We start from the raw sequence: 24,148 nt of genomic DNA, 5'->3' as shown, positions 1-24,148 counted from the left end.
TACGGGCCCTCACTTTGAACAGGTTCGAAAATTCCCTATCGGCGCCTGTGCGGCTGCTGTTAAAGTCGGCCCACTTGCATGGGGGGTTGGGGCCGGGGGGCTTTCACTTCGCGCGGACCGCGGCACTTGCTGCCGCGTCCTCCTCATGCCCTGTGTGGGTTGCCGGGGAGGGACGCGTATGACATCGGTACGGAAGGGCCTGTTGGCCCCATTGCTTGCCGCGGCCGTCGGAGGAGCGGTGCTCCTGCCGCTCAGTACTGGTGCGGCCCAGGCCGAGACCCCCGCTGCCGAGGTGGTGCTGGACAATCCGAGTCAGGACCAGCCGCGTCTGATGCAGTTGCTGTCGGCTGGTACCACCGGTTTCCTGCATCGACAGGCCGGCCGGGATGCGGAGGGGCTGCTGTGGACTCCGTACGACGGCGGGAAGACCGTGTCCGTACAGGACAGCGCTGGTGTGTACCACATGCCACAGTCCATCGGGAGATGCTTCTCCATCCCGAGCCTCTGCCCGGACGGCGTTTTCGGCCTTGGTGGTGACACGGTCGCCATGCCTTCCCTCCGTCAGAGCCCTGTCCAGTTGCGGGACGTGACCACGAACGCGCTCCGCATCGTCGATGGTTACCAGGGGCCCTACCAGGGGACGTTCGGGGACGTCGCCATATTTGGCTACATCCGGGGTGAGTTCGAGCTCATTGACGCTGTCGACGGCGAGCAGCGCATCCGCGACGTGAGCGGGATCCCCGACGGCATCAGCAACGTTGTGGTGACGACCGGTGACGCCCGGGGTGCCGTAGTCCGCTGGCAGCGCGAGGATGGCGTGTATGTCCTCGGATATGTGGATTTCGCCATGGCGACGGTCGCCGAGATTTTCGTGACCGACCTCGGCACCGAGGCCTGGACCGTGCCCGAAACGTTGCTGGACCGCGATCGCGTCGGCTGGATCGCGCCGGACTCGGTCGTGCATCTCAAGTCCCGCTCGAACCTGGGTGGTCAGGAGACGGTACGTACTCTCGCGGGTACCTCCGGAGACCGCCATGAGGCAGTCCTGGTCGGCAACTGGCTGGTCCTGGCGCAGAGCGAGGCCTCGGGGCCGATCGTGGCCCTTCCCCTCGACGGAGGTCCGGCAAAGGTGCTGTTGGCGAAGGCGGGCCAGGGCGTCCAGCCCGCCCCCGACGGCTCGGCACTGGTCATGGGGGGTACGGGCAATACCGACTGGTGGGTGCAGCGCATCACGCAGGACCCGCAGGGCGCGCTCGCGCTCACCAAGGTGTACAAGGTCGCCCCGTACGAGGCCCTCAAGGGAGGACTCGCCTTCAGCCGCGGTCAGCTGAGAGTGGCGTACGGCACGTCCGGCACATTCGATACCAATGTCTGGGACCTCGGGACGAGCGGAGATCCCGTTCCTGGCAAGCCCATTGCCGGAGACGCCATCGGTGCAGCCGGCGAGATCTGGGGCAACCATCACACCGGTGGCGACATCGTTCTGGCGCACAGTTTCGTCGACCAGAACGTGGAGAGCGACGTTGCGCACTCGCTGGGCGACGGAGTCGTCACCGCCGACGTCGAGTTCGGCCCGGGCACCGACGGCGGAACTCTTGTCGATGTGGCCGACCGCTTCGTCGTCTACAACTCGGGCGGCCCGACGCCCAAGCAGTATGTCGGGGAGGTCGGCCGGGGAGTCCAACTGACCGGACCGGTGCGAGCTGCCGCGCTTGCCGGGCGCACGCTGTGGCGATCCACCACCACGGCGGGGCAGGTCACCTCGTACGACCTGCGCGCGTCGAAGACGACGAGCACGGTCTCCGTCGGGGCGCCGTGCATCCCGGCAGAGCTGCAGGCGGCCGGGAAGTGGCTGTACTGGAGCTGCGGCAGCACCGGTCCGGCCGGGGTGTACGACACGGTTGCCAAGAAGTCCGTCGCCGTGAACGGCGGCGACGTGCTGCTGGGTGACGGCTTCACGGTGCGGCACGACCACAGCGACGGCAAGCTGCTGCTCACCGATGTGACCGGCGGTGCGTCGGCGACCCGGACACTCGCGTCCTTCCCCGACAAGGGGCGGGCCACGGACCGCCGTTACTCCTGGGCCGTGGACGAATACACCGGCATGGTGGCGTACACCGGTGAGCTGGACCAGGTGCATGTGCTGGGCACCAACACAGCTCACTCGGCGCTCGCTTCGGTCGACAGGGATGTATGGGACGGGATCTATCTCCGCGAACCCGGCTACGAGACCTGGTTCGGGTCCTGGCATCTGTCGCGCCCGGTGGACTCGTGGACTGTCACCGTCAGGGACACGGCCGGGAGGACTCTGAGGACCCTCACCGGGCGTGACACCCGGGCTGTGATCCAAGCGAGATGGAACGGGCGCACCGACTCGGGTGCGTACGCCCCGAACGGCAGGTTCAGCTACTCCGTGGACGCGGTGCCCGCGGGTGGCGGCGCGTCGGTCCGGCTGGCCACCGGTACCGCAATGCTGGGTGACGGTGCAGCGGTCTTCCGCGATTACTCCGGCGGATGGGGCCGGCCCGACGGGTTCGGTGATCTGCTGGCGTTCACGTCGGCCGGTGTCGCGGACTTCCGGGGCGGTACGGGGACGGGTTCGGTGAGCTCGAAGGTGTCGGGCTCCGGCTGGACGGGTGCCAACACGGTGACGTCGGCGGTGCCGTTCGACGATGTGAGCGGTGATCGGTGCAATGACGTACTGGTACGGGTGTCGAGCGGTGAGTTGCGGGCCTATAAGCCTTCGTGCGGTGGTGCGCTGAAGTCCACGACTGCGTACACGAAGGTCGGTGGGGGTTGGAACGTCTATGACGCGTTGACGTCCCCGGGTGATCTGACGGGTGACGGCCGGGCTGATCTGCTGGCTCGTGAGACGTCGACGGGTTACCTCTACCTGTACACGAGCAAGGGCACGGGTGCCTTCAACGCCCGCGTGAAGATCGGTACGGGGTGGAAGGGCTACCTCCTGGCCGGTGCGGGTGATCTGAACGGTGACGGCAAGGGCGACCTGCTGGCGCGGGACTCGGCCGGTGTGCTGTGGCGATACGCCGGGACCGGTACCGGCACGCTCGCGACCCGGGTGAAGGTCGGCGGTGGCTGGCAGATCTACAACGCGCTCGTCGGTGTGGGTGATGTGAGCGGTGACGGCAAGGCCGACCTGCTCGCCCGGGACACGTCCGGGGTGCTGTGGAGCTACCGCGGTGACGGCAAGGGCCTCTTCGCCGCCCGCACCAAGGTCGGCGGCGGCTGGCAGATGTACTCCAGGCTCTCCTGACGTCCGTGTCCCACATCGCACCAGGCTCCTGAGAGGAAAGGAAATCCCTTGCTCATATCCACGCGCGCACGAAGAGGAGCGGCAGCTCTGGCGGTGCTCGCCTCGGTCGGCGGAGCGCTGCCCGCCGCGAGCGCTTCCGCGCAGGAGGCTGCTCCGGCTTCGGGACCGACCCCCGTCACCACGACCGGTGTCTGGGGCCTGGACTTCGGCGGTGGCGTGCTGAATACCGTGGAGCGTGCCGCCAACGGTGAGCAGTACGTCATGTCGCGCCGGATCAGCGCGGACGGAGCGTCCGCGGGCGAGCCGGTGCGCGGGGCCTTCGCAGGCCAGTACGCGTTCGGGCAGAGCCTTGAGCGGGTGCCGTGCGATGCCGGTTCCTGTGTGACCCTGGTCGCTGCGGGCAACGGCCACTACGGCGTGACTCAGGTGGGGTCGGACGGTCGCGAGACCGTGCAGGTCTGGGTAACTCCCAGCAGTCTCTACTACGTTCCCGACGCCACGTTCCCAGCGACGCGGATCGTGGACCTGACCGGCCGCTACGCGGTCGTCGACGCGGGATCGCCCGCCACGCAGTACATCTCCGGGATCCAGAAGTACCGCGCGACCCAGGAGAACTGGACGCGCAAGCCCACCGCCGCCGCCGTCTGGGGCACCAGGCTCTGGGCGGCGGGATCCGTCACCGGCGCGCTCACCTCGATCGACATCGCGCAGAAGAAGGTCATGGAGACGGTCGCCACCGGCGCCCCCTGTGTGATCAAGGAGGTGCGTACGGTCGGACGCTGGGTCTACTGGAACTGCGGGCCGGCCGGCGCGGCCGGCGTCTACGACCGTACGGCGAAGAAGTCCTTCACGGTGCCGTCCGGGCCCGCCCTCGTCGGTGACGGGTTCCTCGTCCGGCACGACCGGGATGCGGGGCAGCTCCTGCTGACCGACTTCCACACCGGCGGGGCCGCCGCGCCCCGGGCGGTGGCCGACCTCCCGGCCGGGAACACCGCCGACCAGCGGCGGCTGACCTGGGCGGTGGACAAGTTCGGCGGGGACATCGCGTACGTCGATGCCGCGCACTCCCTCCACATCGTGCCCAGTGGTGTGCCCGCACAGCCCCTCGCGAAGATCGCTTCCGACGTCAGCGACAGCGACATCGACATGAAGGGCCCGGACGGCGTGCCGGTGTGGTCCAGCACCTGGCAGTTCAACAAGCCGGCCACCTGGACGTACACGGTCAAGGATTGGCTCGGCCGTACCGTACGCACCATGAAGGGTGGTTCCGGTACCGAGGCCGACGTCGAATGGAACGGCCGGACCGACGCGGGGGAGCCCACCGGCAACGGCCGGCACACCTGGTCCTTGCAGGTGACGGCCGAGGACGGCGCGGGGACGTACACCACCAGCGGTACCTTCTCGGTGGCCGGAGGGAAGGAGGGCTTCCACGACCAGGGCTACTTCAGCCTCGGTGACCTGGTCACCCTCAACTCCACCGGCGGGCTGACCGTCCAGTTCGGGCAGAGCGGAGGCCGCTTCGAGGGCAAGTCGTCCGGCTCCGGCTGGCCGGCCGGCACGCTTGCCGTGCCGTTCGCGGACACCGGCAGCGACCACTGCGCCGAACTGCTCGTACGGCTGCCGGGCGGCGAACTGCGCCAGTATGCGGGCCGCTGCGGCAAGTCGGGGTACACGCCCGGCTCCGGACACACCACGATCGGAAAGGGCTGGCAGCAGTACGACGTGCTGACCTCGCCCGGCGACCTGAACGGGGACGGCCGGGCCGACCTCGTCGCCCGGCAGACGGCCACCGGCGACATGTACTTCTACGCAGGAGCGGCCGGTGGGAAGTTCGCGGCCAGGGTCAGGATCTTCGCCAACTGGAAGACGTACGGGCAGATCACGGGCGTCGGCGACATCACCGGTGACGGCCGCCCCGACCTGCTCGGCCACGACCGCAACGGCGGCCTGTGGCGCTACAACGGTCTGGGCAACGGCACCTTCGCGCCGCGGGTGAAGGTGTTCTCGGACTGGGGGCGTACCTACAACTCGGTCGTGGGCATCGGTGACCTGAGCGGTGACGGCAAGAACGACATCGTCGTGCGCGACTCGGCCGGAAAGCTCTTCCGCAACGACGGCAACGGCAAGGGGTCGTTCGGACCCCGTACCCAGATCGCCACCGGGTGGCAGGTCTACAAGGGGATCTTCTGATGAGCAGACGTACAAGCAGCGCAACAGCGCGGCGCCGTTCCGGCCGCCTCCTCACCGTGATGGCGGCCTCCGGGGCGCTGGTCTCGGGGCTGCTCGGCATGGGGGTGTCGGGCGCGTCGGCGGCCTCCTCCGTGCCGTCATGGGTCATCCCGCTCTACAACGAGGACTGGGCGAACGGCTCCCACCGGGCCTGCACCGGCATCGTCCTGTCGAAGACCAAGACACTCGCCACTCCGGACTGCTTCACCGGGATGGACGAACAGGACATGTCCTCGGAGTACAGCCTGACGTCCGGTCAGATCACCGGCGGTGTTGGTGCGATGCAGTACCGCAGCCATCCGCAGTACGACGCGGCGAGCCGCCGCGCCGCCCTCACCGTCGCCATCCGGGGGACCCCGGACAACAGCGGCAAGCCGGTCCTCGCCTCCGCGGCGGACTCGGCGCTCCGGGCGGCCGGGGCGAAGGCGACGTACTACTCCTGGTCCGGTCTCGATCTCGACTCGGCGCCCCGGGTGCGCCACTCCGAACAGGTGGTCGTGAAGTCGGCGGCTGAATGCGCCTCGCTGCTCGGGGCCGCGCTGCCATCCGGGGGGTTGTGCACCGCGCCCGCGCCGGGCGCACCGCCGATCGCGGACGAGGACCAGTGCTTCGGGGACGCAGGGGGCGCCCTGGTCGCCGGTGGCAAGCTCGTCGCCGTCTCGGCGACGAAGTCGACCGGGTGCGTACAAGGCGGGGTCCGGCTCTACACCCGTATCGACTCCTACCGGGCGCTGGTCGACGAATGGTCCAGGGACGTCGACCTGGACTACAGGAACGGCGGCAGCGTACTCGCCCTGGAGAAGCTCGGGACCGACTACTACTTGTTCGACATCTGTTCGACGGACACGCGGCGCAGGCTGGCGGACTGCTATGTGGACAACATCGGCGCCGGCGTGGCTGGTGGCTATTCCACACTCCTGCAGGCCGGGGACATGAACAGCGACGGCTACGGCGACATGGTCGCGCGTACCACCGGCGGAACCCTCTACCGCGTACCCAGCAGCGACGCCGACGGCCCGGACGGCTTCGATCACCGGGTGCGGATCGGTGGCGGCTGGAACATCTACAACCAGCTGGTCGCTGTCCGTGACATCTCCGGCGACGGCCGGATGGACCTCATCGGCCGGGACTCCGGCGGGGTGCTCTGGCTCTACCGGGGCGCCAGCGACGGCAAGTTCGCGGGGCGTACGCGCATCGGCGGCGGCTGGAACGTGTACACCTCGCTCGCCGGGCGCGGTGACCTCTCCGGTGACGGCCGGTCGGACCTGGTGGCGCGGGACAAGGCCGGGGTCCTGTGGCTGTACCGCGGCAACGGCAAGGGCGGGTATGCCGCCCGGACCCGGGTCGGCGGGGGCTGGAACGTGTACAACGCGATCGTGGCGAGCGGGGACATGGACCACAACGGGCGGCAGGACATCCTGACCCGCACGCCGGCCGGGGCGGTGTACCTGTACAACGCCAACCACAAGGGCGGGTTCGACAGCAGGAAGCAGCTCGCGGTCACGCGCTGGAAGAACTACGCCAAGATCAGCTGAGAGCGGTCCACGAGGCCCCGCCTCGCGTCACCGTATCGAGGCTCGAGACGGCGCATGCCGTGCCCCCGGCGAGGGAATCGCTGGGAGCATGACAAACACCAGCACACACCGTCCCCGCGGTGCCCCGGAACCGGGCGCGGACGAAGCGCGCCTGGCCGAACTCGGCTACACGCAGGTCCTCGCCCGCCGGATGTCCGCGTTCGCCAACTACGCCGTCTCGTTCACGATCATCTCGGTGCTCTCCGGCTGCCTGACGCTCTATCTGTTCGGCATGAACACCGGCGGCCCGGCCGTCATCACGTGGGGCTGGGTCGCGGTCGGCCTGATGACGTTGTTCGTCGGCCTGGCGATGGCGGAGATCTGTTCGGCGTACCCGACGTCCGCGGGCCTGTACTTCTGGGCGCACCGGCTGGCCCCGCCGCGTTCGGCGGCGGCCTGGGCCTGGTTCACCGGCTGGTTCAACGTGCTGGGGCAGGTCGCCGTCACCGCCGGGATCGACTTCGGGGCGGCGTCCTTCCTGGGGGCGTACCTGAACCTCCAGTTCGACTTCGAGGTCACGCCCGGCCGTACGGTCCTGCTGTTCGCCGCGATCCTTCTGCTGCACGGGCTCCTGAACACCTTCGGGGTCCGCATCGTCGCCGTCCTGAACAGCGTGAGCGTGTGGTGGCACGTCCTCGGGGTCGCGGTCATCGTCGGCGCCCTGACCTTCGTACCGGACTCCCATCAGTCGGCGTCGTTCGTCTTCACCGAGTTCGTGAACAACACTGGGTGGGGCAGCGGCTTCTACGTCGTGATGATCGGCCTGCTGATGGCCCAGTACACGTTCACCGGCTACGACGCCTCCGCCCATATGACGGAGGAGACCCACGACGCCGCGACGGCCGGTCCGCGCGGCATCGTCCAGTCGATCTGGACGTCGTGGATCGCCGGCTTCGTCCTCCTCCTCGGCTTCACCTTCGCCATCCAGTCGTACGACGGAGCCCTGAACTCCCCGACCGGCGCCCCGCCCGCCCAGATCCTGCTGGACGCCCTCGGCGCCACCACCGGAAAGCTTCTGCTGCTGGTCGTCATCGGCGCCCAGCTGTTCTGCGGGATGGCGTCCGTGACCGCGAACAGCCGCATGATCTACGCGTTCTCCCGGGACGGCGCACTGCCGTTCTCCCGCGTCTGGCACACGGTCAGCCCCCGTACCCGAACGCCCGTCGCCGCGGTCTGGCTGGCCGCGATCGGCGCACTGGTCCTGGGTCTGCCGTACCTGATCAACGTCACCGCGTACGCGGCAGTGACCTCGATCGCGGTGATCGGCCTCTACATCGCGTACGTCATCCCCACCCTGCTCCGACTCCTGCGAGGCGACGACTTCGTCCCGGGCCCCTGGCACCTGGGCCGCTGGTCCCGGCCCATCGGAATCGTCGCGGTGGTGTGGGTGGCGGTCATCACGGTCCTCTTCATGCTGCCGCAACTGTCCCCGGTCACCTGGGAGACGTTCAACTACGCACCGGTAGCGGTCCTGGTGGTGCTGGGGTTCGCGGCGACATGGTGGTTCGCGTCGGCGCGCCACTGGTTCCTCAAAACGGATCACAAGGGTATGAGCACGGACATTGCGTCGGACTGACCGGCCCAAGTCCCCGGTTCGACGGGCCCGGCGACCGATACTCGATCGGCGGCCGGGCCGCGGCGGGCTATGCTCAGGGGTGATCGCCGAGGGCCGTTAGCTCAATTGGCAGAGCAGCGGACTTTTAATCCGTTGGTTGTGGGTTCGAGTCCCACACGGCCTACCGGGCCCCTCGGGGTCGGAGCCCCCGTTGACCTGCGTCAACGGGGGCTCTGTCATGTTCGGGTCCTGCTCCGGGGCGGAATCCGGCGGTCAGGTGGTCACCCAGTGGTCGCGCACGTCATCGGCAGGCGCAGACACTCAGAGCAGCGACTTGTACGTCTGCCAGCCGCTGCCGATCTTCACCCGGGCGGAGAAGACGCCGGAACCCGTGCCGTTGTAGCGCCACAGCACACCAGCCGTGTCCCGCGCGACCAGATCCGCCTTGCCATCGCCGGTGATGTCGCCGGCACCGGCGATCGCGTTGTAGATCTGCCAGCCTCCGCCGACCTTCACCCGGCCCTTCAGCGTGTTCTTGCCCGTGCCGTCGTATCGCCACAGCACACCCGCCGCGTCCCGGGCCAGCAGGTCGCCGGCCTTGTCGCCGTTCAGGTCGCCGGCACCGGCGATCGTGTTGTAGATCTGCCAGCCTCCGCCGACCTTCACCCGGGTCTTGAACGCGCCCGCGCCGCTGTCCGCGTACAGATACAGCTCACCCGCCGGCGTACGCGCCAGCAGATCCGCACGCCCGTCACCCGTCAGGTCCCCCGGCGAGGTCAGCACGTTGTAGATGTTCCAGCCCGAACCGATCACGCGCTTGGGCCCGCTCGGTGCGAACGCCTTGCCGCAGGCCCCGTCGTAGCGCGTCAGCACACCCGAGGAGTTCCGCACCAGCACGTCGTTGCACCGGTCGCCGGACAGGTCCCCGAACGGGACGACGACCGAGGTAGCCGGCCAGCCCGCCGCGGACACGCCCGTACCGAACCCGCCCGCGCTCGTACCCGTCCGCACCGCCAGCGAGCCGCCCGACGTCAGGCCGAGCAGATCACCCCGGCCGTCACCACTGAAGTCACGCCATTTGGGCAGCGGCTTGGACGGAGCGGGGGGAGCGGGCGCGGTGGTGGCGGAGCGCACCTGGGTGGTGGCGTCCCTGGTGTCCTGCGCCCACATGGTGGCCTGCGTCCACACGGCGACGGGGCGGTTGCCGGCGTCCACGGTGACCTGGCCCTGACTGTTGCCGTCGGTGTTGGTGCTCAGCCGGACGGGCGTGGTCCAGACCCCGTTCACCCGGGAGGCGGTGTACAGCGCGTAGGTGGGGCCGTCGCCGGGAACCTCCTGGCGCCAGACGGCATGCGCGGTGCCGTCCGCGCCCACCGTCAGGTCGATCCGGTCGTCCAGCACGTGATCGCTCGAGAGTTGCTTCACGGCGGACCACGTGCCTGTGGCCGCGGACCGTGTGGTGGCGCGCACGACAAGGTTGCCGATGGCGTCGCGGCCGCCCCAGAGCAAGGTGATGTCGCCGTCGGGGCCGACGGCCAGGTCCCGTACGGGCTGGACCCCGACGCCGGTGATCGGCTCCGCGGCTCCCCACGTGCGGCTGCCGGCCGGTCGCTGCGCGAGCATCGCGGACTCGTACGCCGTCCACACCAGCGCGGCCCGGCCGTCCCGGCCCAGCGTCAGCGAGGCGCCGTTCGCGTAGATCCCGGACTCCGGAGCCGCAGTGAAGACCGTGACCGGCGCGGACCAGTCCTGACTGTCGGCCGCCAGGTCGACGACCTTGACGGAGTGGCCGTAGGAGGGGGAGGTCTTCCCGAAGGCCACGGTCGCCGTGCCGTCGTCCGCATACACGAGCTGCGGATTGTCGACGTCCGGCTGTCCCGGCGTGCCGACATCTATCTGCGCCGGGTGCGACCAGGCGGCACCGGGCGCCGGGCGGACGGACGAGAAGAGACCGAACGACGACGGGTCGCCCGCCACGTCCCGCCAGACGGCGACGAGCTTCCCGGAAGGGGAGCCCACCAGCCGCGCGTCCCGGATGGCGTCGGAGGCGGCGATGTCGGACGGGCCCGACCAGGTGGTGGCACCGGCCGCGAGCACGGACATCCGGAAGACGCCGCCGAGCCTCTCGCCGTCGGGCGGGGTGTCGTTCGGATACTCCGTCCAGGACGCGACGACGGAACCGTCCGTCGAGGTGACGATCTGCGCGTCACCTCGCGCGGTGGGGGTCGTGGCCAGCACCTGCGGCGCGCCCCAGACGGTGCTCCCGGCCGGGCGGACCGCCGCGACCAGCTCACGCCTGTTCTTGTCGGCGGGCTTGCGGTTCCACAGCGCGACGACGGCTCCGTTCCCGGCCGTCTTCACGTCAAGGACGTCCTGGATGGTGGTGCCGTCCGTCAGGGGTACGGACGCCGCCCACGGGTCGAGCGCCACCGCGGCGGCGGCGGCAGCGGGACGGGCGGCCGGGGCGGCGAACGCGGCGTGGACGCCGGTCGCCGCGATACCGAGTCCGAGGACAGGCACGAGTGCGCTGCCGAGAACCCGGCGGACGGTGGCCCGCCGGGGCTGGGTGTAGTGACTCACGGGTGTCTCCATTGATGCGACCGGAGCATGGAGAGGACGCGGCAAGGCTGTGCCGCGGTCGACACCGTGAAGTGATGAGCCCCCCTGGGCCCCACCCCCCATGCAGTGCGGGGAGACTAACACCGGCCTCCAGGTCGCCGACCTGCAGGGACGGCCACCCGCTCCTGTGTGAATCGCGAGGACCGGGCCTCACGCGCAGCACCCACCGACGGCGCACGGAGCGGCGGTGCATGGAGATCACCCGCGTGCACGGCCCCGAGCTCTCCGGACGCCGAACGTGCGCCGGGCGGTCACTCGGCCGGGACCCCCCGGCCGAGTGATCACCCCCGCGTCCTGCTGCCTCTTCTTCGCGGCGGCGCGCCGGTTGCCGCCGATGTGCGGTACATCGTCAGTAGGCTGACGCGTCCGGACGAAGGAGCACATCCCATGAGCCTGCGCCTGAAGGCGATCACCCGTGAGGAGCACCTGGCGTTCGTCGGGCGCCGACCCTCCGCGAGTCACATGCAGGTTCCCTCGTGGGGGGATGTGAAGCCGGACTGGCGGGCACGGAGCCTGGGTTGGTTCGACGAGGGCGACCGGCTCGTCGGCGCGGGGCTGGTCCTGCTGAGGCCGCTGCCGAAGCTCAAGCGGTACCTCGCCTATCTGCCCGAAGGGCCGCTCATCGACTGGTCCGCGCCGGATCTGGAGCGGTGGCTGCGCCCGATGCTGGGCCATCTGAAGGCGCAGGGCGTGTTCTCGGTGAAGATGGGCCCGCCCGTCGTCACCCGCCGCTGGAGCGCGGAGGCCGTCAAGGCCGCGATCGCCGATCCACAGGCCGGACGGCTGCGGGACGCCGAGGCCACGTCCCACGAGCCGGGGGCCCTCGCCGTCGCCGACCGGCTGCGCGCGATGGGCTGGCGGCAGACCGAGCCGGGCGACGAGGACGGGTTCGCCGCCGGCCAGCCCCGGTACGTCTTCCAGGTCCCGTTCGCCGGGAAGTCGCTGGAGGAAGTCCAGCAGGGCTTCAACCAGCAGTGGCGCCGCAACATCAAGAAGGCCGAGAAGGCGGGCGTCAAAGTCGTCCGGGGCGGCTACGAGGACCTGCCCGCCTTCTACGAGCTCTACGTGGAGACCGCACGACGGGACAGGTTCATCCCGCGCCCGCAGGCCTACTTCGAACGGATGTGGACCGCCCTCGCGGCCGAGGACCCGGACCGTATGCGGCTCTACCTCGCCCATCACGACGGCGAGGTCCTCTCGGCGGCGACGATGCTGACCGTGGGCGAGCACGTCTGGTACTCGTACGGCGCGTCGACCGACCGCAAGCGCGAGGTCCAGCCGAACAACGCCATCCAGTGGCGGATGATGTCCGACGCCCACGAACTCGGCGCGAGCGTCTACGACCTGCGCGGCATCACGGACACTCTGGACGAGGGCAACCACCTGCTGGGCCTGCTCCGGTTCAAGGTCGGCACCGGCGGCCAGGCGGTGGAGTACCTGGGTGAATGGGACTTCCCGCTCAACAGGTTCCTGCACAAGGCGCTCGACCTGTACATGTCCCGCCGCTGAGGCCGGGCCCGGGAAGTCCCCCACGCCCATCGCGGGTCAGTCCTCGCCCTCCAGTTCCCCCTCCGCCTCCAGGAACACCTGGCGCAGCGCCTCCAGTACCGCGGGGTCCGGCTTGGCCCACATGCCGCGGGACTCGGCTTCCAGGAGGCGTTCCGCGATGCCGTGGAGGGCCCAGGGGTTGGCCTGCTGGAGGAACTCGCGGTTGGCCGGGTCCAGGACGTAGGTCTCGGTGAGTTTGTCGTACATCCAGTCGGCGACCACGCCCGTCGTCGCGTCGTAGCCGAAGAGGTAGTCGACCGTCGCGGCCAGTTCGAAGGCGCCCTTGTAGCCGTGGCGGCGCATCGCCTCGATCCACTTGGGGTTGACCACGCGGGCGCGGAAGACACGGGACGTCTCCTCGACCAGGGTGCGGGTGCGGACCGTCTCCGGGCGGGTGGAGTCGCCGATGTACGCCTCGGGGGCCGTGCCGCGCAGGGCGCGGACGGTGGCCACCATGCCGCCGTGGTACTGGAAGTAGTCGTCCGAGTCCGCGATGTCGTGCTCGCGGGTGTCCGTGTTCTTGGCGGCCACGGCGATGCGCTTGTAGGCCGTCTCCATCTCGTCGCGGGCCGGACGGCCGTCCAGTTCACGGCCGTAGGCGTAGCCGCCCCACACCGTGTAGACCTCGGCGAGGTCGGCGTCGGTGCGCCAGTCGCGGCTGTCGATGAGCTGGAGGAGGCCCGCTCCGTACGTACCGGGGCGGGAGCCGAAGATACGGGTGGTGGCGCGTCGTTCGTCGCCGTGTTCGGCGAGATCGGCCTGGGCGTGGGCGCGGATGTGGTTGTGGTCGGCGGGTTCGTCGAGGGATGCGGCGAGGCGTACCGCGTCGTCGAGCAGGCCGATGGTGTGCGGGAACGCGTCGCGGAAGAAGCCGGAGATGCGCAGGGTCACGTCGATGCGCGGCCGGCCGAGGTCGGCGAGGTCGATCGGTTCCAGGCCGGTGACGCGGCGCGAGGCGTCGTCCCAGACCGGGCGGACACCGAGCAGCGCCAGCGCTTCGGCGACGTCGTCGCCCGACGTACGCATCGCGCTGGTGCCCCACAGGGAGAGGCCCACCGAGGTGGGCCATGTGCCGTGGTCGGTGCGGTAGCGCTCCAGGAGCGATTCGGCCAGGGCCTGGCCGGTCTCCCAGGCGAGGCGGGAGGGGACCGCCTTGGGGTCCACCGAGTAGAAGTTGCGGCCGGTCGGCAGGACGTTGACGAGGCCGCGCAGCGGGGAGCCGGACGGGCCCGCCGGGACGAAGCCGCCGTTCAGGGCGTGGACGGTGTGGTCCAGTTCCGCCGTGGTGGCGGCCAGGCGGGGGACCACTTCACGAGCGGCGAAGTCGAGGATGTCCGCGACCGGCCGGGGGTGGGACGCCGCCACGGTCGCGACGGCCGACGGGTCCCAGTCCGCGTCCTCCATCGCCTGGACCAGAGCCCGCGCCTGCTCCTCGGCCTCGTCCGCCGTGGTGCGGGTGGCGGCGGACTCGTCGAGGCCCAGTGCCTCGCGCAGCCCCGGCAGCGACGCCGTACCGCCCCAGATCTGTCGGGCGCGCAGGATCGCCAGGACCAGGTTGACCCGGTCCGGGCCGGCCGGGGCGCCACCCAGGACGTGCAGGCCGTCGCGGATCTGGGCGTCCTTGATCTCGCAGAGCCAGCCGTCCAGATGCATGATGAATTCGTCGAAGCCCTCGTCGTCCGGGCGGTCGTCGAGCCCCAGGTCGTGGTCGAGCTTCGCGGCCTGGATCAGGGTCCAGATCTGCGCGCGGATCGCGGGCAGCTTCGCCGGGTCCATCGCGGCGATCTGGGCGTGCTCGTCGAGGAGCTGCTCCAGCCGGGCGATGTCGCCGTAGCTGTCGGCGCGGGCCATCGGCGGCACGAGGTGGTCGATCAGGGTGGCGTGGACGCGGCGCTTGGCCTGCGTGCCCTCGCCCGGGTCGTTCACCAGGAACGGGTAGACGAGGGGAAGGTCGCCCAGTGCCGCGTCCGGGCCGCAGGCCGCGGACAGGCCCGCGTTCTTGCCGGGCAGCCACTCCAGGTTGCCGTGCTTGCCGAGGTGGATCATCGCGTCGGCGCCGAAGCCGCCGTCGCTCTGCGCCGCCGCGATCCAGCGGTATGCGGCCAAGTAGTGGTGCGAGGGCGGCAGATCGGGGTCGTGGTAGATCGCGATCGGGTTCTCGCCGAAGCCGCGCGGCGGCTGGATGAGGATCAGCAGGTTCCCGCGGCGCAGGGCGGCGAGCACGATGTCGCCCTCCGGGTTGCGGGAACGGTCCACGAACATCTCGCCGGGCGGCGGGCCCCAGTGACGCTCGACCGCGTTCCGGAGTTCCGCGGGGAGCGTCGCGTACCAGCGCCGGTAGTCGGCGGCCGGGATCCGCACCGGGTTGCGGGCCAGCTGCTCCTCCGTCAGCCACTCCTGGTCGTGGCCGCCCGCCTCGATGAGGGCGTGGATCAGCTCGTCGCCGTCGCCGGAGACCAGTCCGGGGAGGCCGGCCTCGGGGCCGAAGTCGTAGCCCTCGGCGCGCAGCCGGCGCAGCAGGGCCACGGCACTGGCCGGGGTGTCGAGGCCGACCGCGTTGCCGATACGGGAGTGCTTCGTCGGATAGGCGGAGAGGACGAGTGCCAGGCGCTTGTCCGCGGCCGGGATGTGGCGCAGCCGGGCGTGGCGTACGGCGATTCCGGCGACGCGGGCGGCGCGCTCGGTGTCGGCGACGTACGTGGGCAGGCCGTCCTCGTCGATCTCCTTGAAGGAGAACGGGACGGTGATCAGCCGGCCGTCGAACTCGGGGACCGCGATCTGGCTGGCCGCGTCGAGCGGTGAGACGCCCTCGTCGTTGTCCTCCCAGTCGCTGCGCGAGCCGGTCAGGCAGAGCGCCTGCAGGATCGGTACGTCGAGGCCGGTGAGGGCGCCCGCGTCCCACGACTCGTCGTCGCCGCCCGCCGACGCCTCGGCGGGCCGGGTGCCGCCGGCGGCGAGGACGGTGGTGACGATGGCGTCGGCGGCGCGCAGTTCGTCGATGAGTGCGGGTTCCGGGGTACGCAGCGAGGCGACGTACAGGGGGAGGGCGCGGGCGCCCGCGTCCTCGACCGCCCGGCAGAGCGTGTCGATGAACGCGGTGTTCCCGCTCATGTGGTGGGCGCGGTAGTAGAGCACCGCGATCGTCGGGCCGTCGGTGGGGCGCGCGGTGCGCTCCAGGGGACCCCAGGAGGGGGCGGGCGCCGGGGGTTCGAAGCCGTGGCCGGTCAGCAGGACCGTGTCGGAGAGGAACCGGGCCAGCTGGTCCAGGTTGGCGGGGCCGCCGTGCGCCAGGTAGGCGTGGGCCTCGGCCGCGATCCCGATCGGCACGGTGGAGGCGGCCATCAGCTGGGCGTCGGGGGCCTGTTCACCGGTGAGGACGACGACCGGCCTGCCGGTGGCGAGGACTTGGTCGAGCCCCTCCTGCCAGGCGCGGACACCGCCGAGGAGGCGTACGACGACGAGGTCGGCGCCGTCGAGGAGAGCCGGGAGGTCGTCGAGCGGCAGGCGCGAGGGGTTGGCGTAGCGGTAGGGCACCGGACCGTCCGCGGCGCGGGCGCTGAGCAGGTCGGTGTCGGACGTCGACAGGAGCAGGATCATGCGGCGTCGGGCCTTCCTCGGGGTGTCCACGCCCCGGGCGGTGTCGGAATGGGGTTCTCCCCTGCTCGAGCGGGATCGAGAGCGTGGGGAAGGGAGTTCCTGACTCGCCCGGCTGTTGCAGCCGGACTCACAGTGGCGGGACCGCGCCGGATTCGCACCGGGCTTCCTCCCCTGTCGCCGTTTCTGGCGATGCCGGGCCGGGTGGCCCGCTGCTAGGCATAGTAAGGGCCGTACATCGGATGGTGTTCATACCGCTCAGGATGATGGTCGGTATGCTCGCCGCCATGTCCACTTCCGACACCCCTCCGTCGGCCTCGGGGGAGCCCTTCTCCCGGGACCGTGGCGATGCCTGCCCGGGGTCGCTGCGGCTCCACCGGGCGGACGACGGGGCACTGGCGCGGGTGCGGATTCCCGGCGGCGTGCTGAACATGCGTCAGGCGGACGTGCTCCGGCAGGCGGCACGGGAGTTGAGCGACGGTGAGTTGCATCTCACTTCGCGGGGCAATGTCCAGTTGCGCGGGCTCGACGCGGACTGCGGCGGGCGGCTCGCCGAACTCCTCGGCACGGCAGGGCTGCTGCCGTCCTGGAGCCATGAGCGGATACGCAATGTGGTGGCCTCACCGCTCTCCGGGCTCGACGGCCGGGGCCGGACGGACGTCCGGCCGTGGCTGACCGGGCTGGACGGGCTGTTGTGCGGAAGTGACAAAGCGGCCGGGCTGTCCGGCCGCTTTCTGTTCGCGCTCGATGACGGCCGCGGTGATGTGGACGCCCTGGGTGCGGACGTGACGTTGCTGGGGCGGGGCGACGGGACCGCGCTGCTGCGGATCGGGGCCGCGGAGGCGGTGCTGAGGGTCTCCGGGGCGGATGCGCCCCGTGCCGCGCTCGTTGCCGCCGAGACGTTCGTGGACGCGGCGCGGGAGACGGGCGCCTGGCGGGTGAGCGAATTGCCGCTCCCGGCAGAAGAGTTGTTGTCGCAGGTGGGAACGGCATTGCGTGCGGCGGGAGTTGACGCGGCCGACCGCCTGGAGCACGTACCGCCGCCGACGACGGCGCAGGAGCCCGCGTACGGACGCGTCGGCACCTCCGAACCGGTCGCGCTCTGTGTGGGTGTGCCGTTCGGACGCCTCACCGGCGCGCAGTGGGAGGGCCTGACCCGCGCGGGCGGTGAGGTGCGGCTGACCCCCTGGCGGAGCGTCGTCGTGACAGGTGTGGCACGCGGCGGGGCGGCGGCGCGGCTGGCCGAGTGGGGCGCGGCCGGACTGGTGGTCGGACCCGGCTCCGCGTGGACCGGCGTCGGGGCCTGTATCGGCCGGCCGGGCTGTGCGAAGTCCCTGGCGGATGTACGGGGGGACGCGGAGGCCGCGGTGACGGCGGGGGATCCGGGTATCGCTCGACTGCCCGTGTACTGGTCCGGCTGTGAACGCCGGTGCGGCCACCCCAAGGGCAGCTGGGTCGACGTCGTCGCCGTCCCCGGCGGGCACCAGGTGTCCCTGGTGCGCGGCGACGTGCGGGGCGCCCCGGCGACGGTCCTCGGCAGCCCGTCCGAGCTGGCCGCCGCGGTGACGGCCGCCCGCAGCACCTCCAGCTGAACCACCGGCCCCAGGGCCCCACACTCTGTCAGCCCGACCACCCATCGACCGGAGAGAGCGAACCCACCGTGTTCCAGTACGAGAAGGACGGACCGGCGATCTACCGCCAGTCCTTCGCCACCATCCGCGCCGAGGCGGATCTCGCGGGGCTGCCCGCCGACGTCAGCCAGGTCGCGGTCCGCATGATCCACGCCTGCGGCATGGTCGACCTCGTACGCGACATCGGCTTCACCCCGGGGGTGGTGGCCGGGGCCCGCGCGGCGCTGCGCTCCGGTGCGCCGATCCTGTGCGACGTCGCCATGGTCGCCAGCGGTGTCACCCGCAAGCGGCTGCCCGCCGGCAACGAAGTCATCTGCACCCTGTCGGACCCCACGGTCCCCGATCTCGCGGCGAAGCTCGGCACGACCCGCAGCGCCGCGGCGATGGAGCTGTGGCGGGACCGCATGGAGGGGGCCGTCGTGGCTGTCGGCAACGCGCCGACCGCCCTGTTCCGGCTGCTCGAGATGATCGAGGAGGGTGCTCCCCGCCCGGCCGCCGTCATCGGCGTGCCCGTCGGTTTCGTCGGAGCAGCCGAGTCCAAGGACGCCCTGGCCGACCATCCGTCCGGTCTGGAACACCTGGTCGTACGGGGCCGTCGCGGCGGCAGCGCCATGGCCGCGGCCGCGCTCAACGCGATCGCCAGCGAGGAAGAGTAAGAGTGAGCGAGCAGAACACGGGCCGGCTGTACGGGGTGGGGCTCGGGCCCGGCGATCCGGCGCTGATGACCGTACGAGCGGTGCAGATCATCGCCGAGGCCGATGTCGTCGCCTATCACAGCGCCCGCCACGGACGGTCCATCGCGCGCTCCATCGCCGCCGAGCACATCCGCGCCGACCACATCGAGGAGAAGCTGGTCTATCCGGTCACGACGGAGACCACCGACCACCCCGGGGGCTACCGGGGTGCGATGGAGGAGTTCTACGGCGAGGCCGCGGCCCGGCTGGCGGTGCACCTGGACGCCGGACGGACGGTGGCGGTGCTCGCCGAGGGCGACCCGATGTTCTACGGCTCGTACATGCACATGCACAAGCGGCTCGCCGACCGCTATCCCACCGAGGTGATCCCGGGGGTGACGTCGGTCAGCGCGGCCGCCGCCCGGCTGGGCACCCCGCTCGCCGAGGGTGAGGAGGTGCTGACGATCCTGCCCGGCACCCTGCCGGAGGAGGAGCTGACGGCCAGGCTGGCCGCCACCGACGCCGCCGTGGTGATGAAGCTGGGGCGTACGTTCCCCGCGGTGCGCCGTGCCTTCGAGGCGTCGGGGCGGCTCGGCGAGGCGCACTACGTGGAGCGCGCCACGATGGCCGGGGAGCGTACCGGCGAACTGGCGGACACCGACCCGGACTCCGTGCCGTACTTCGCCGTCGCGGTGCTGCCCAGCCGGATCGACGCGCCCCGCCCGGAAGCGGGTGCGGATGCGGCCGTCACCGGTGAGGTCGTGGTCGTCGGTACGGGTCCCGCCGGACCGCTGTGGCTGACCCCGGAGACCCGTGGGGCGCTGGCCGCCGCCGACGACCTCGTCGGCTACACCACGTATCTGGACCGCGTCCCGGTCCGCCCCGGGCAGGCCCGCCACGGCTCGGACAACAAAGTGGAGTCGGAGCGCGCCGAGTTCGCCCTCGACCTGGCCCGCCGCGGCCGCCGCGTGGCCGTCGTGTCCGGCGGCGATCCGGGGATCTTCGCCATGGCGACGGCCGTGCTGGAGGTGGCCTCGCAGGACGCGTACGCCAAGGTGCCCGTGCGGGTGCTGCCTGGCGTGACCGCGGCAAACGCCGCCGCCGCCCGTGCGGGCGCGCCACTCGGCCACGACTACGCCACGATCTCGCTCTCCGACCGGCTCAAGCCGTGGGAGGTGATCGCCGCCCGGCTGCGCGCGGCCGCGGCGGCGGATCTGGTGCTGGCGCTGTACAACCCGGGTTCGCGGACCCGCACCGAGCAGGTCGGCAAGGCCCGTGACCTGCTGCTGGAGCTCCGTTCGCCGGACACCCCGGTGGTGGTGGGGCGGGATGTGGGCGGGCCCTCGGAGAGCGTACGGATCGTCACCCTGGCCGAGCTGGAACCGGCCGAGGTCGACATGCGGACGATCCTGCTGGTCGGTTCCTCGCAGACGCGGTCGGTGCTGCGGGGGGACGGCCGGCAGATCGTGTGGACGCCGCGGCGGTACCCGGAGGTCTGAGTTCCGGCCTCAGCCGCGCAGGCCGGTCAGCCAGTCCACGGCGAGTTCCGGTGTACCGACCACGGGTACGCCCGCCGGGACCGGCGGCCGGCGGACCACCACCACCGGAATGCCGGCCTCCCGGGCGGCGGTCAGCTTCGGGGCGGTGGCGTCGCCCCCGCTGTCCTTCGTGACGAGGACATCGACGCGGTGACGGCGGATCAGCTCGCGCTCACCGTCGAGGGTGAAGGGCCCACGGTCCAGCAGGACCTCCATCCGCGCCGGGTGCGGCCCGTCGGGGGCGTCCACGGACCGCATCAGGAACCAAAGGGAGTCGAGGCCGGCGAAGGCCGCGAGCCCCATCCGGCCCGTGGTCAGGAAGACCCGGCGGCCCAGCGCGGGCAGGGCCGCGGCCGCCTCGTCCAGCGACCCGGCCGGATGCCAGCGGTCGCCGTCGACCGGCACCCAGCCGGGCCGGCGCAGCGCGAGCAGGGGAACATGGGCGGCGGCAGCGGCCGAGGCCGCATGGAAACTGATCGTCCCGGCGAAAGGATGGGTGGCATCGATGAGCGCGTCGACCCGGTGCGTACGCAGCCACTCGGCGAGCCCGTCGGCTCCGCCGAACCCGCCGACCCGCACCTCGCCCGGCGGCAGCTTCGGACTGGCCACCCGGCCGGCGAGCGAGCTGGTGACCCGGGCTCCGGCGGGGAGCGCCCCGGCCAGGATCCCGGCGAGCCGGCGGGCCTCCGTCGTGCCACCGAGGACGAGTACGTGCATGGGATCGGTCCAGACATGAGTGAGGCGACGGGCGGGCGCAGCGCCCAACTCAAACACACCGGTCTGCGGCCCGGCTGGACGACCGGTGCCTGTGCCACCGCGGCAGCCACCGCCGCGTACACGGCCCTGCTGACCGGTGACTTCCCCGACCCGGTGACCATCACCCTGCCCAAGGGCCAGACCCCCGCGTTCGCGCTGGCCGTGGAGGAACTCGACGGGGAGCGGGCGACGGCCGGGGTGGTCAAGGACGCGGGAGACGACCCGGACGTGACACACGGCGCGCTGGTACGGGCCACCGTGCGCCGTCTGCCGCCCGGTTCGGGTGTGGTGTTCCGGGCGGGGTCCGGCGTGGGCACGGTGACCCGCCCCGGCCTGCCGCTGGACGTCGGCGAGCCGGCCATCAACCCGGTGCCGCGGCAGTTGATGCGCGACCACATCGCACGGGTGGCGGCGGAGCGCGGCGCCACGGGTGACGCCGAGATCACCGTCTCCGTCGATCACGGCGAGGAGATCGCCCGTTCCACGTGGAACCCGCGCCTGGGCATCCTGGGCGGTCTGTCGATCCTCGGCACGACCGGGGTCGTCGTCCCGTACTCCTGCTCGGCGTGGATCGACTCGATCCGCCGCGGCGTGGATGTGGCCCGCGCGGCGGGGCACACGCATGTGGCGGGGTGCACGGGGTCGACCTCGGAGAAGACCGTCGTCGCCGAGTACGGCCTGCCGGAGATCGCCCTGCTCGACATGGGGGACTTCGCAGGAGCGGTGCTCAAGTACGTACGCAGGCATCCGGTGGACCGGCTGACGGTGTGCGGCGGGTTCGCGAAGCTGTCGAAGCTCGCGGCGGGCCATCTGGATCTGCACTCGGCCCGCTCGCAGGTCGACAAGGGATTCCTCGCCGAACTCGCCCGGCGGGGCGGTGCGGACGCCGCCCTGGCCGCCGAAGTGGCGGACGCCAACACGGGCCTGGCCGCCCTTCAGCTGTGCGCGGCGGCCGGGGTCCCCCTGGGCGACCTGGTCGCGGTCGCCGCCCGCGACCAGGCGCTGTCGGTGCTGCGCGGGGCGCCGGTGTCCGTGGACGTCCTCTGCATCGACCGCGCGGGGACGGTCGTGGGCCGCAGCGAGCCACGCTGACGACGGCCCGGCGAACGGGTCAGCAGACGTGCCGCTCGCGCTCCGCCGAGTACAGGTGGCTGTCGCGGAACTGCTCGGCGCCCAGCGTGCGGCCCACCATGATGACGGCGGTACGGATGACGCCCGCGGCCTTCACCTGACCGGCGATGTCGCTGAGGGAACCGCGCAGGATCAGCTCGTCCGGGCGGGACGCCATGGCCACGACGGCGGCCGGGCAGTCGGCCCCGTAGTGCGGCAGCAGCTCCTCGACGACCCGGTCCACGTACCGGGCGGCCAGATGCAGCACGATCAGCGCACCACTGCGCCCGAGCGTCGCCAGGTCCTCGCCGTCCGGCATGGCGGTGGCACGGTGGGCGATGCGGGTGAGGATGACGGTCTGGCCGACGGTCGGCACGGTCAGTTCCCGCTTCAGCGCGGCTGCGGCCGCCGCGAACGCAGGTACTCCGGGCACCACTTCGTACGGCACCCCTGCCGCTTCGAGCCGCCTCATCTGCTCGGCGACCGCACTGAAGACGGACGGGTCGCCGGAGTGCAGCCGGGCCACGTCGTGCCCGTCCCCGTGGGCGCGGACCAGCTCGGCGGTGATCTCGTCGAGGGTGAGCTGCGCGGTGTCGACGAGGCGTGCGTCCGGCGGGCATTCGGCGAGCAGTTCCCGGGGGACCAGGCTGCCCGCGTACAGACAGACCTGGCAGGCGGCGAGCGTCCGGGCGCCGCGCACCGTGATCAGGTCGGCGGCGCCGGGCCCGGCACCGATGAAGTACACGGTCATCTGTTGTCTCCTGTGTCTTCTGATGCGGACGGTGCCGAGGGCTTGCACACGGACCACTGGGTGACCGGCATGGACTGACGCCAGCCGGTGAAGCCGCCGACCGGTACCGCGTGGGCCACCGCGAGCCGTACCAGCTCGCCGCCGTGGCGCCCGTACCGCTCGGTGAGCAGCGCCTCGGACTCCAGCGTCACGGTGTTGGCGACCAGCCGGCCGCCGGGCGGCAGCGCGTCCCAGCAGGCGTCGAGCAGGCCCGGCACGGTCAGTCCGCCGCCGATGAACACGGCGTCCGGAACCGGCAGTCCGGCGAGTGCCTCCGGGGCCCGCCCGGCCACCACGCGCAGCGCGGGGACGCCCAGCCGGTCGGCGTTACGGGTGATGCGTCCGGCCCGCACCGGATCGCGTTCGACGGTCACGGCACGGCAGGACGGGTGGGTGCGCATCCACTCGACGGCGATCGAGCCGGATCCGCCGCCGATGTCCCAGAGCAGCTCGCCGGGGGCCGGGGCCAGTGCCCCGAGCGTGGCTGCGCGGATGTGACGTTTGGTGAGCTGGCCGTCGTGTTCGTACGCGACGTCCGGCAGCCCGGGAACGGCCCCGAGCCGCAGTGCGTCCGGGGCCCGGCGGCACTCGACCGCGATGACGTTCAACGGGTCGCCCGGCGGATGCGCCCATGCCTCGGCCGTACCCGCCGCACCGTCCTCGGCCTCGCCGCCGAGCCGCTCCAGCACCCGCATCCGGCTGGGCCCGAAGCCGTGCTCGCGCAGCAGCGCCGCCACGTCGCCCGGGGTTCCGGCACCGGCGCTCAGCACCAGCAGCCGCCGGCCGTCGTGCAGGGCGGCGGCCAGCCGGGCCGCCGGGCGGCCGACGAGCGTGACGACCTCGGTGTCCTCCAGCGGCCAGCCGAGCCGGGCACAGGCGTAGGAGACGGAGGACGGATGCGGCAGGACACGGAGGTTTTCGGCGCCCAACTCCTCGCTGAGCGCGCGCCCGATGCCGTAGAACATGGGGTCGCCGCTGGCCAGCACGGCGATCCGGAGTCCCTGATGTGCGGTCAGGAGAGCGGCCACGGCGGGCCGCAGCGGCGAGGGCCAGGGAACGCGCCGCCCCGTGCACTGCGGTGGCAGCAGCTCCAACTGCCGTGCACCGCCGATCACCACCTGTGCGCCGAGCAGCGCCGCGCGCGAGTCCTCCGGCAGCCCCTGCCATCCGTCGGCGCCGATCCCCACCACGGTCGGCGCAGGGGGCGGGGGCGGGCTGGGCTCTGCGGGTATCACGGCCGGTACCTCGGAGTTCGG

Annotated in this window: 14 protein-coding genes, 1 tRNA gene and 1 riboswitch; of the genes, 10 read left to right on the top strand and 5 right to left on the bottom strand. The window is 71.5% G+C overall.

The window, feature by feature from the left end:
• Window positions 1-178 precede the first annotated feature (178 nt).
• The 5 genes from LRD69_RS14930 to LRD69_RS14910 all read left to right on the top strand — a co-directional run bounded on the left by LRD69_RS14930 (window position 179) and on the right by LRD69_RS14910 (window position 8,816).
• A complete protein-coding gene (locus LRD69_RS14930; protein ID WP_277327061.1) occupies window positions 179-3,274 on the top strand; it encodes an FG-GAP-like repeat-containing protein in 3,096 nt (1,031 codons plus the stop codon).
• A 48-nt stretch (window positions 3,275-3,322) separates the two neighbouring features.
• On the top strand, window positions 3,323-5,464 hold the full coding sequence (locus tag LRD69_RS14925) for a VCBS repeat-containing protein (protein WP_277327060.1): 2,142 nt from the start codon (window positions 3,323-3,325) through the stop codon (window positions 5,462-5,464).
• Complete coding sequence (locus tag LRD69_RS14920) at window positions 5,464-7,038, top strand: FG-GAP-like repeat-containing protein (protein ID WP_277327059.1); 1,575 nt, start codon at window positions 5,464-5,466, stop codon at window positions 7,036-7,038. The genes LRD69_RS14925 and LRD69_RS14920 overlap by 1 nt, the downstream gene beginning before the upstream one ends.
• Window positions 7,039-7,126: 88 nt before the next feature.
• The gene (locus tag LRD69_RS14915) at window positions 7,127-8,653 is read left to right on the top strand and encodes an amino acid permease (protein WP_277327058.1); all 1,527 of its coding nucleotides are present in this window, start codon (window positions 7,127-7,129) and stop codon (window positions 8,651-8,653) included.
• A 90-nt stretch (window positions 8,654-8,743) separates the two neighbouring features.
• A tRNA-Lys gene (locus LRD69_RS14910) sits at window positions 8,744-8,816 on the top strand.
• Between the two features lie 137 nt (window positions 8,817-8,953).
• Here LRD69_RS14910 and LRD69_RS14905 read toward each other — a convergent pair.
• A complete protein-coding gene (locus LRD69_RS14905; protein ID WP_277327057.1) occupies window positions 8,954-11,212 on the bottom strand; it encodes an FG-GAP-like repeat-containing protein in 2,259 nt (752 codons plus the stop codon).
• Between the two features lie 426 nt (window positions 11,213-11,638).
• Here LRD69_RS14905 and LRD69_RS14900 point away from each other — a divergent pair, with 426 nt between their 5' ends.
• Window positions 11,639-12,760 (top strand): peptidoglycan bridge formation glycyltransferase FemA/FemB family protein, encoded by a 1,122-nt coding sequence (locus tag LRD69_RS14900; RefSeq protein WP_277327056.1) that lies wholly within the window; start codon window positions 11,639-11,641, stop codon window positions 12,758-12,760.
• 36 nt (window positions 12,761-12,796) lie between these two features.
• On the opposite strand, the gene cobN is transcribed toward LRD69_RS14900, so the two are convergent.
• The gene (gene cobN / locus LRD69_RS14895) at window positions 12,797-16,396 is read right to left on the bottom strand and encodes a cobaltochelatase subunit CobN (protein WP_277329742.1); all 3,600 of its coding nucleotides are present in this window, start codon (window positions 16,394-16,396) and stop codon (window positions 12,797-12,799) included.
• 93 nt (window positions 16,397-16,489) lie between these two features.
• Window positions 16,490-16,565: riboswitch (cobalamin riboswitch) on the bottom strand.
• Between the two features lie 103 nt (window positions 16,566-16,668).
• On the opposite strand from cobN, the gene LRD69_RS14890 reads away from it, so the two are divergent.
• From LRD69_RS14890 to LRD69_RS14880, 3 genes are all read left to right on the top strand, one after another.
• A complete protein-coding gene (locus LRD69_RS14890; RefSeq protein WP_277329741.1) occupies window positions 16,669-17,985 on the top strand; it encodes a cobalamin biosynthesis protein CobG in 1,317 nt (438 codons plus the stop codon).
• Window positions 17,986-18,053: 68 nt separating this feature from the next.
• A complete protein-coding gene (locus LRD69_RS14885) occupies window positions 18,054-18,680 on the top strand; it encodes a precorrin-8X methylmutase (RefSeq protein WP_277327055.1) in 627 nt (208 codons plus the stop codon).
• 2 nt (window positions 18,681-18,682) lie between these two features.
• Window positions 18,683-20,197, top strand: coding sequence for a precorrin-2 C(20)-methyltransferase (locus LRD69_RS14880; protein WP_277327054.1), 1,515 nt, complete (start codon window positions 18,683-18,685; stop codon window positions 20,195-20,197).
• 9 nt (window positions 20,198-20,206) lie between these two features.
• Here LRD69_RS14880 and LRD69_RS14875 read toward each other — a convergent pair whose 3' ends face one another.
• Entirely contained in the window at window positions 20,207-20,953 is a 747-nt protein-coding gene (locus LRD69_RS14875; RefSeq protein WP_277327053.1) for a cobalt-precorrin-6A reductase, read from the bottom strand.
• Between the two features lie 15 nt (window positions 20,954-20,968).
• On the opposite strand from LRD69_RS14875, the gene LRD69_RS14870 reads away from it, so the two are divergent.
• The gene (locus LRD69_RS14870; protein WP_277327052.1) at window positions 20,969-22,084 is read left to right on the top strand and encodes a cobalt-precorrin-5B (C(1))-methyltransferase; all 1,116 of its coding nucleotides are present in this window, start codon (window positions 20,969-20,971) and stop codon (window positions 22,082-22,084) included.
• A 19-nt stretch (window positions 22,085-22,103) separates the two neighbouring features.
• Here LRD69_RS14870 and cobM read toward each other — a convergent pair whose 3' ends face one another.
• Window positions 22,104-22,853 (bottom strand): precorrin-4 C(11)-methyltransferase, encoded by a 750-nt coding sequence (gene cobM, locus LRD69_RS14865; protein WP_277327051.1) that lies wholly within the window; start codon window positions 22,851-22,853, stop codon window positions 22,104-22,106.
• Window positions 22,850-24,124, bottom strand: a complete 1,275-nt coding sequence (gene cbiE, locus LRD69_RS14860) for a precorrin-6y C5,15-methyltransferase (decarboxylating) subunit CbiE (RefSeq protein ID WP_277329740.1) — start codon at window positions 24,122-24,124, stop codon at window positions 22,850-22,852. The genes cobM and cbiE overlap by 4 nt, the downstream gene beginning before the upstream one ends.
• Window positions 24,125-24,148 lie beyond the last annotated feature (24 nt).

Source organism: Streptomyces sp. JH14 (genome assembly GCF_029428675.1).
GTDB lineage: Bacteria > Actinomycetota > Actinomycetes > Streptomycetales > Streptomycetaceae > Streptomyces.
The sequence above is the reverse complement of the archived record's forward strand: the minus strand, read 5'-3'. Positions and strand labels throughout refer to the sequence as shown.

Coding starts and splice junctions, on each gene's coding strand:
- LRD69_RS14930 (WP_277327061.1), top strand. CDS start 179: ATGACATCGGTACGGAAGGGCCTGTTGGCCCCATTGCTTGCCGCGGCC.
- LRD69_RS14920 (WP_277327059.1), top strand. CDS start 5,464: ATGAGCAGACGTACAAGCAGCGCAACAGCGCGGCGCCGTTCCGGCCGC.
- LRD69_RS14915 (WP_277327058.1), top strand. CDS start 7,127: ATGACAAACACCAGCACACACCGTCCCCGCGGTGCCCCGGAACCGGGC.
- LRD69_RS14900 (WP_277327056.1), top strand. CDS start 11,639: ATGAGCCTGCGCCTGAAGGCGATCACCCGTGAGGAGCACCTGGCGTTC.
- cobN (WP_277329742.1), bottom strand. CDS start 16,396: ATGATCCTGCTCCTGTCGACGTCCGACACCGACCTGCTCAGCGCCCGC.
- LRD69_RS14890 (WP_277329741.1), top strand. CDS start 16,669: ATGCTCGCCGCCATGTCCACTTCCGACACCCCTCCGTCGGCCTCGGGG.
- LRD69_RS14875 (WP_277327053.1), bottom strand. CDS start 20,953: ATGCACGTACTCGTCCTCGGTGGCACGACGGAGGCCCGCCGGCTCGCC.
- LRD69_RS14870 (WP_277327052.1), top strand. CDS start 20,969: ATGAGTGAGGCGACGGGCGGGCGCAGCGCCCAACTCAAACACACCGGT.
- cobM (WP_277327051.1), bottom strand. CDS start 22,853: ATGACCGTGTACTTCATCGGTGCCGGGCCCGGCGCCGCCGACCTGATC.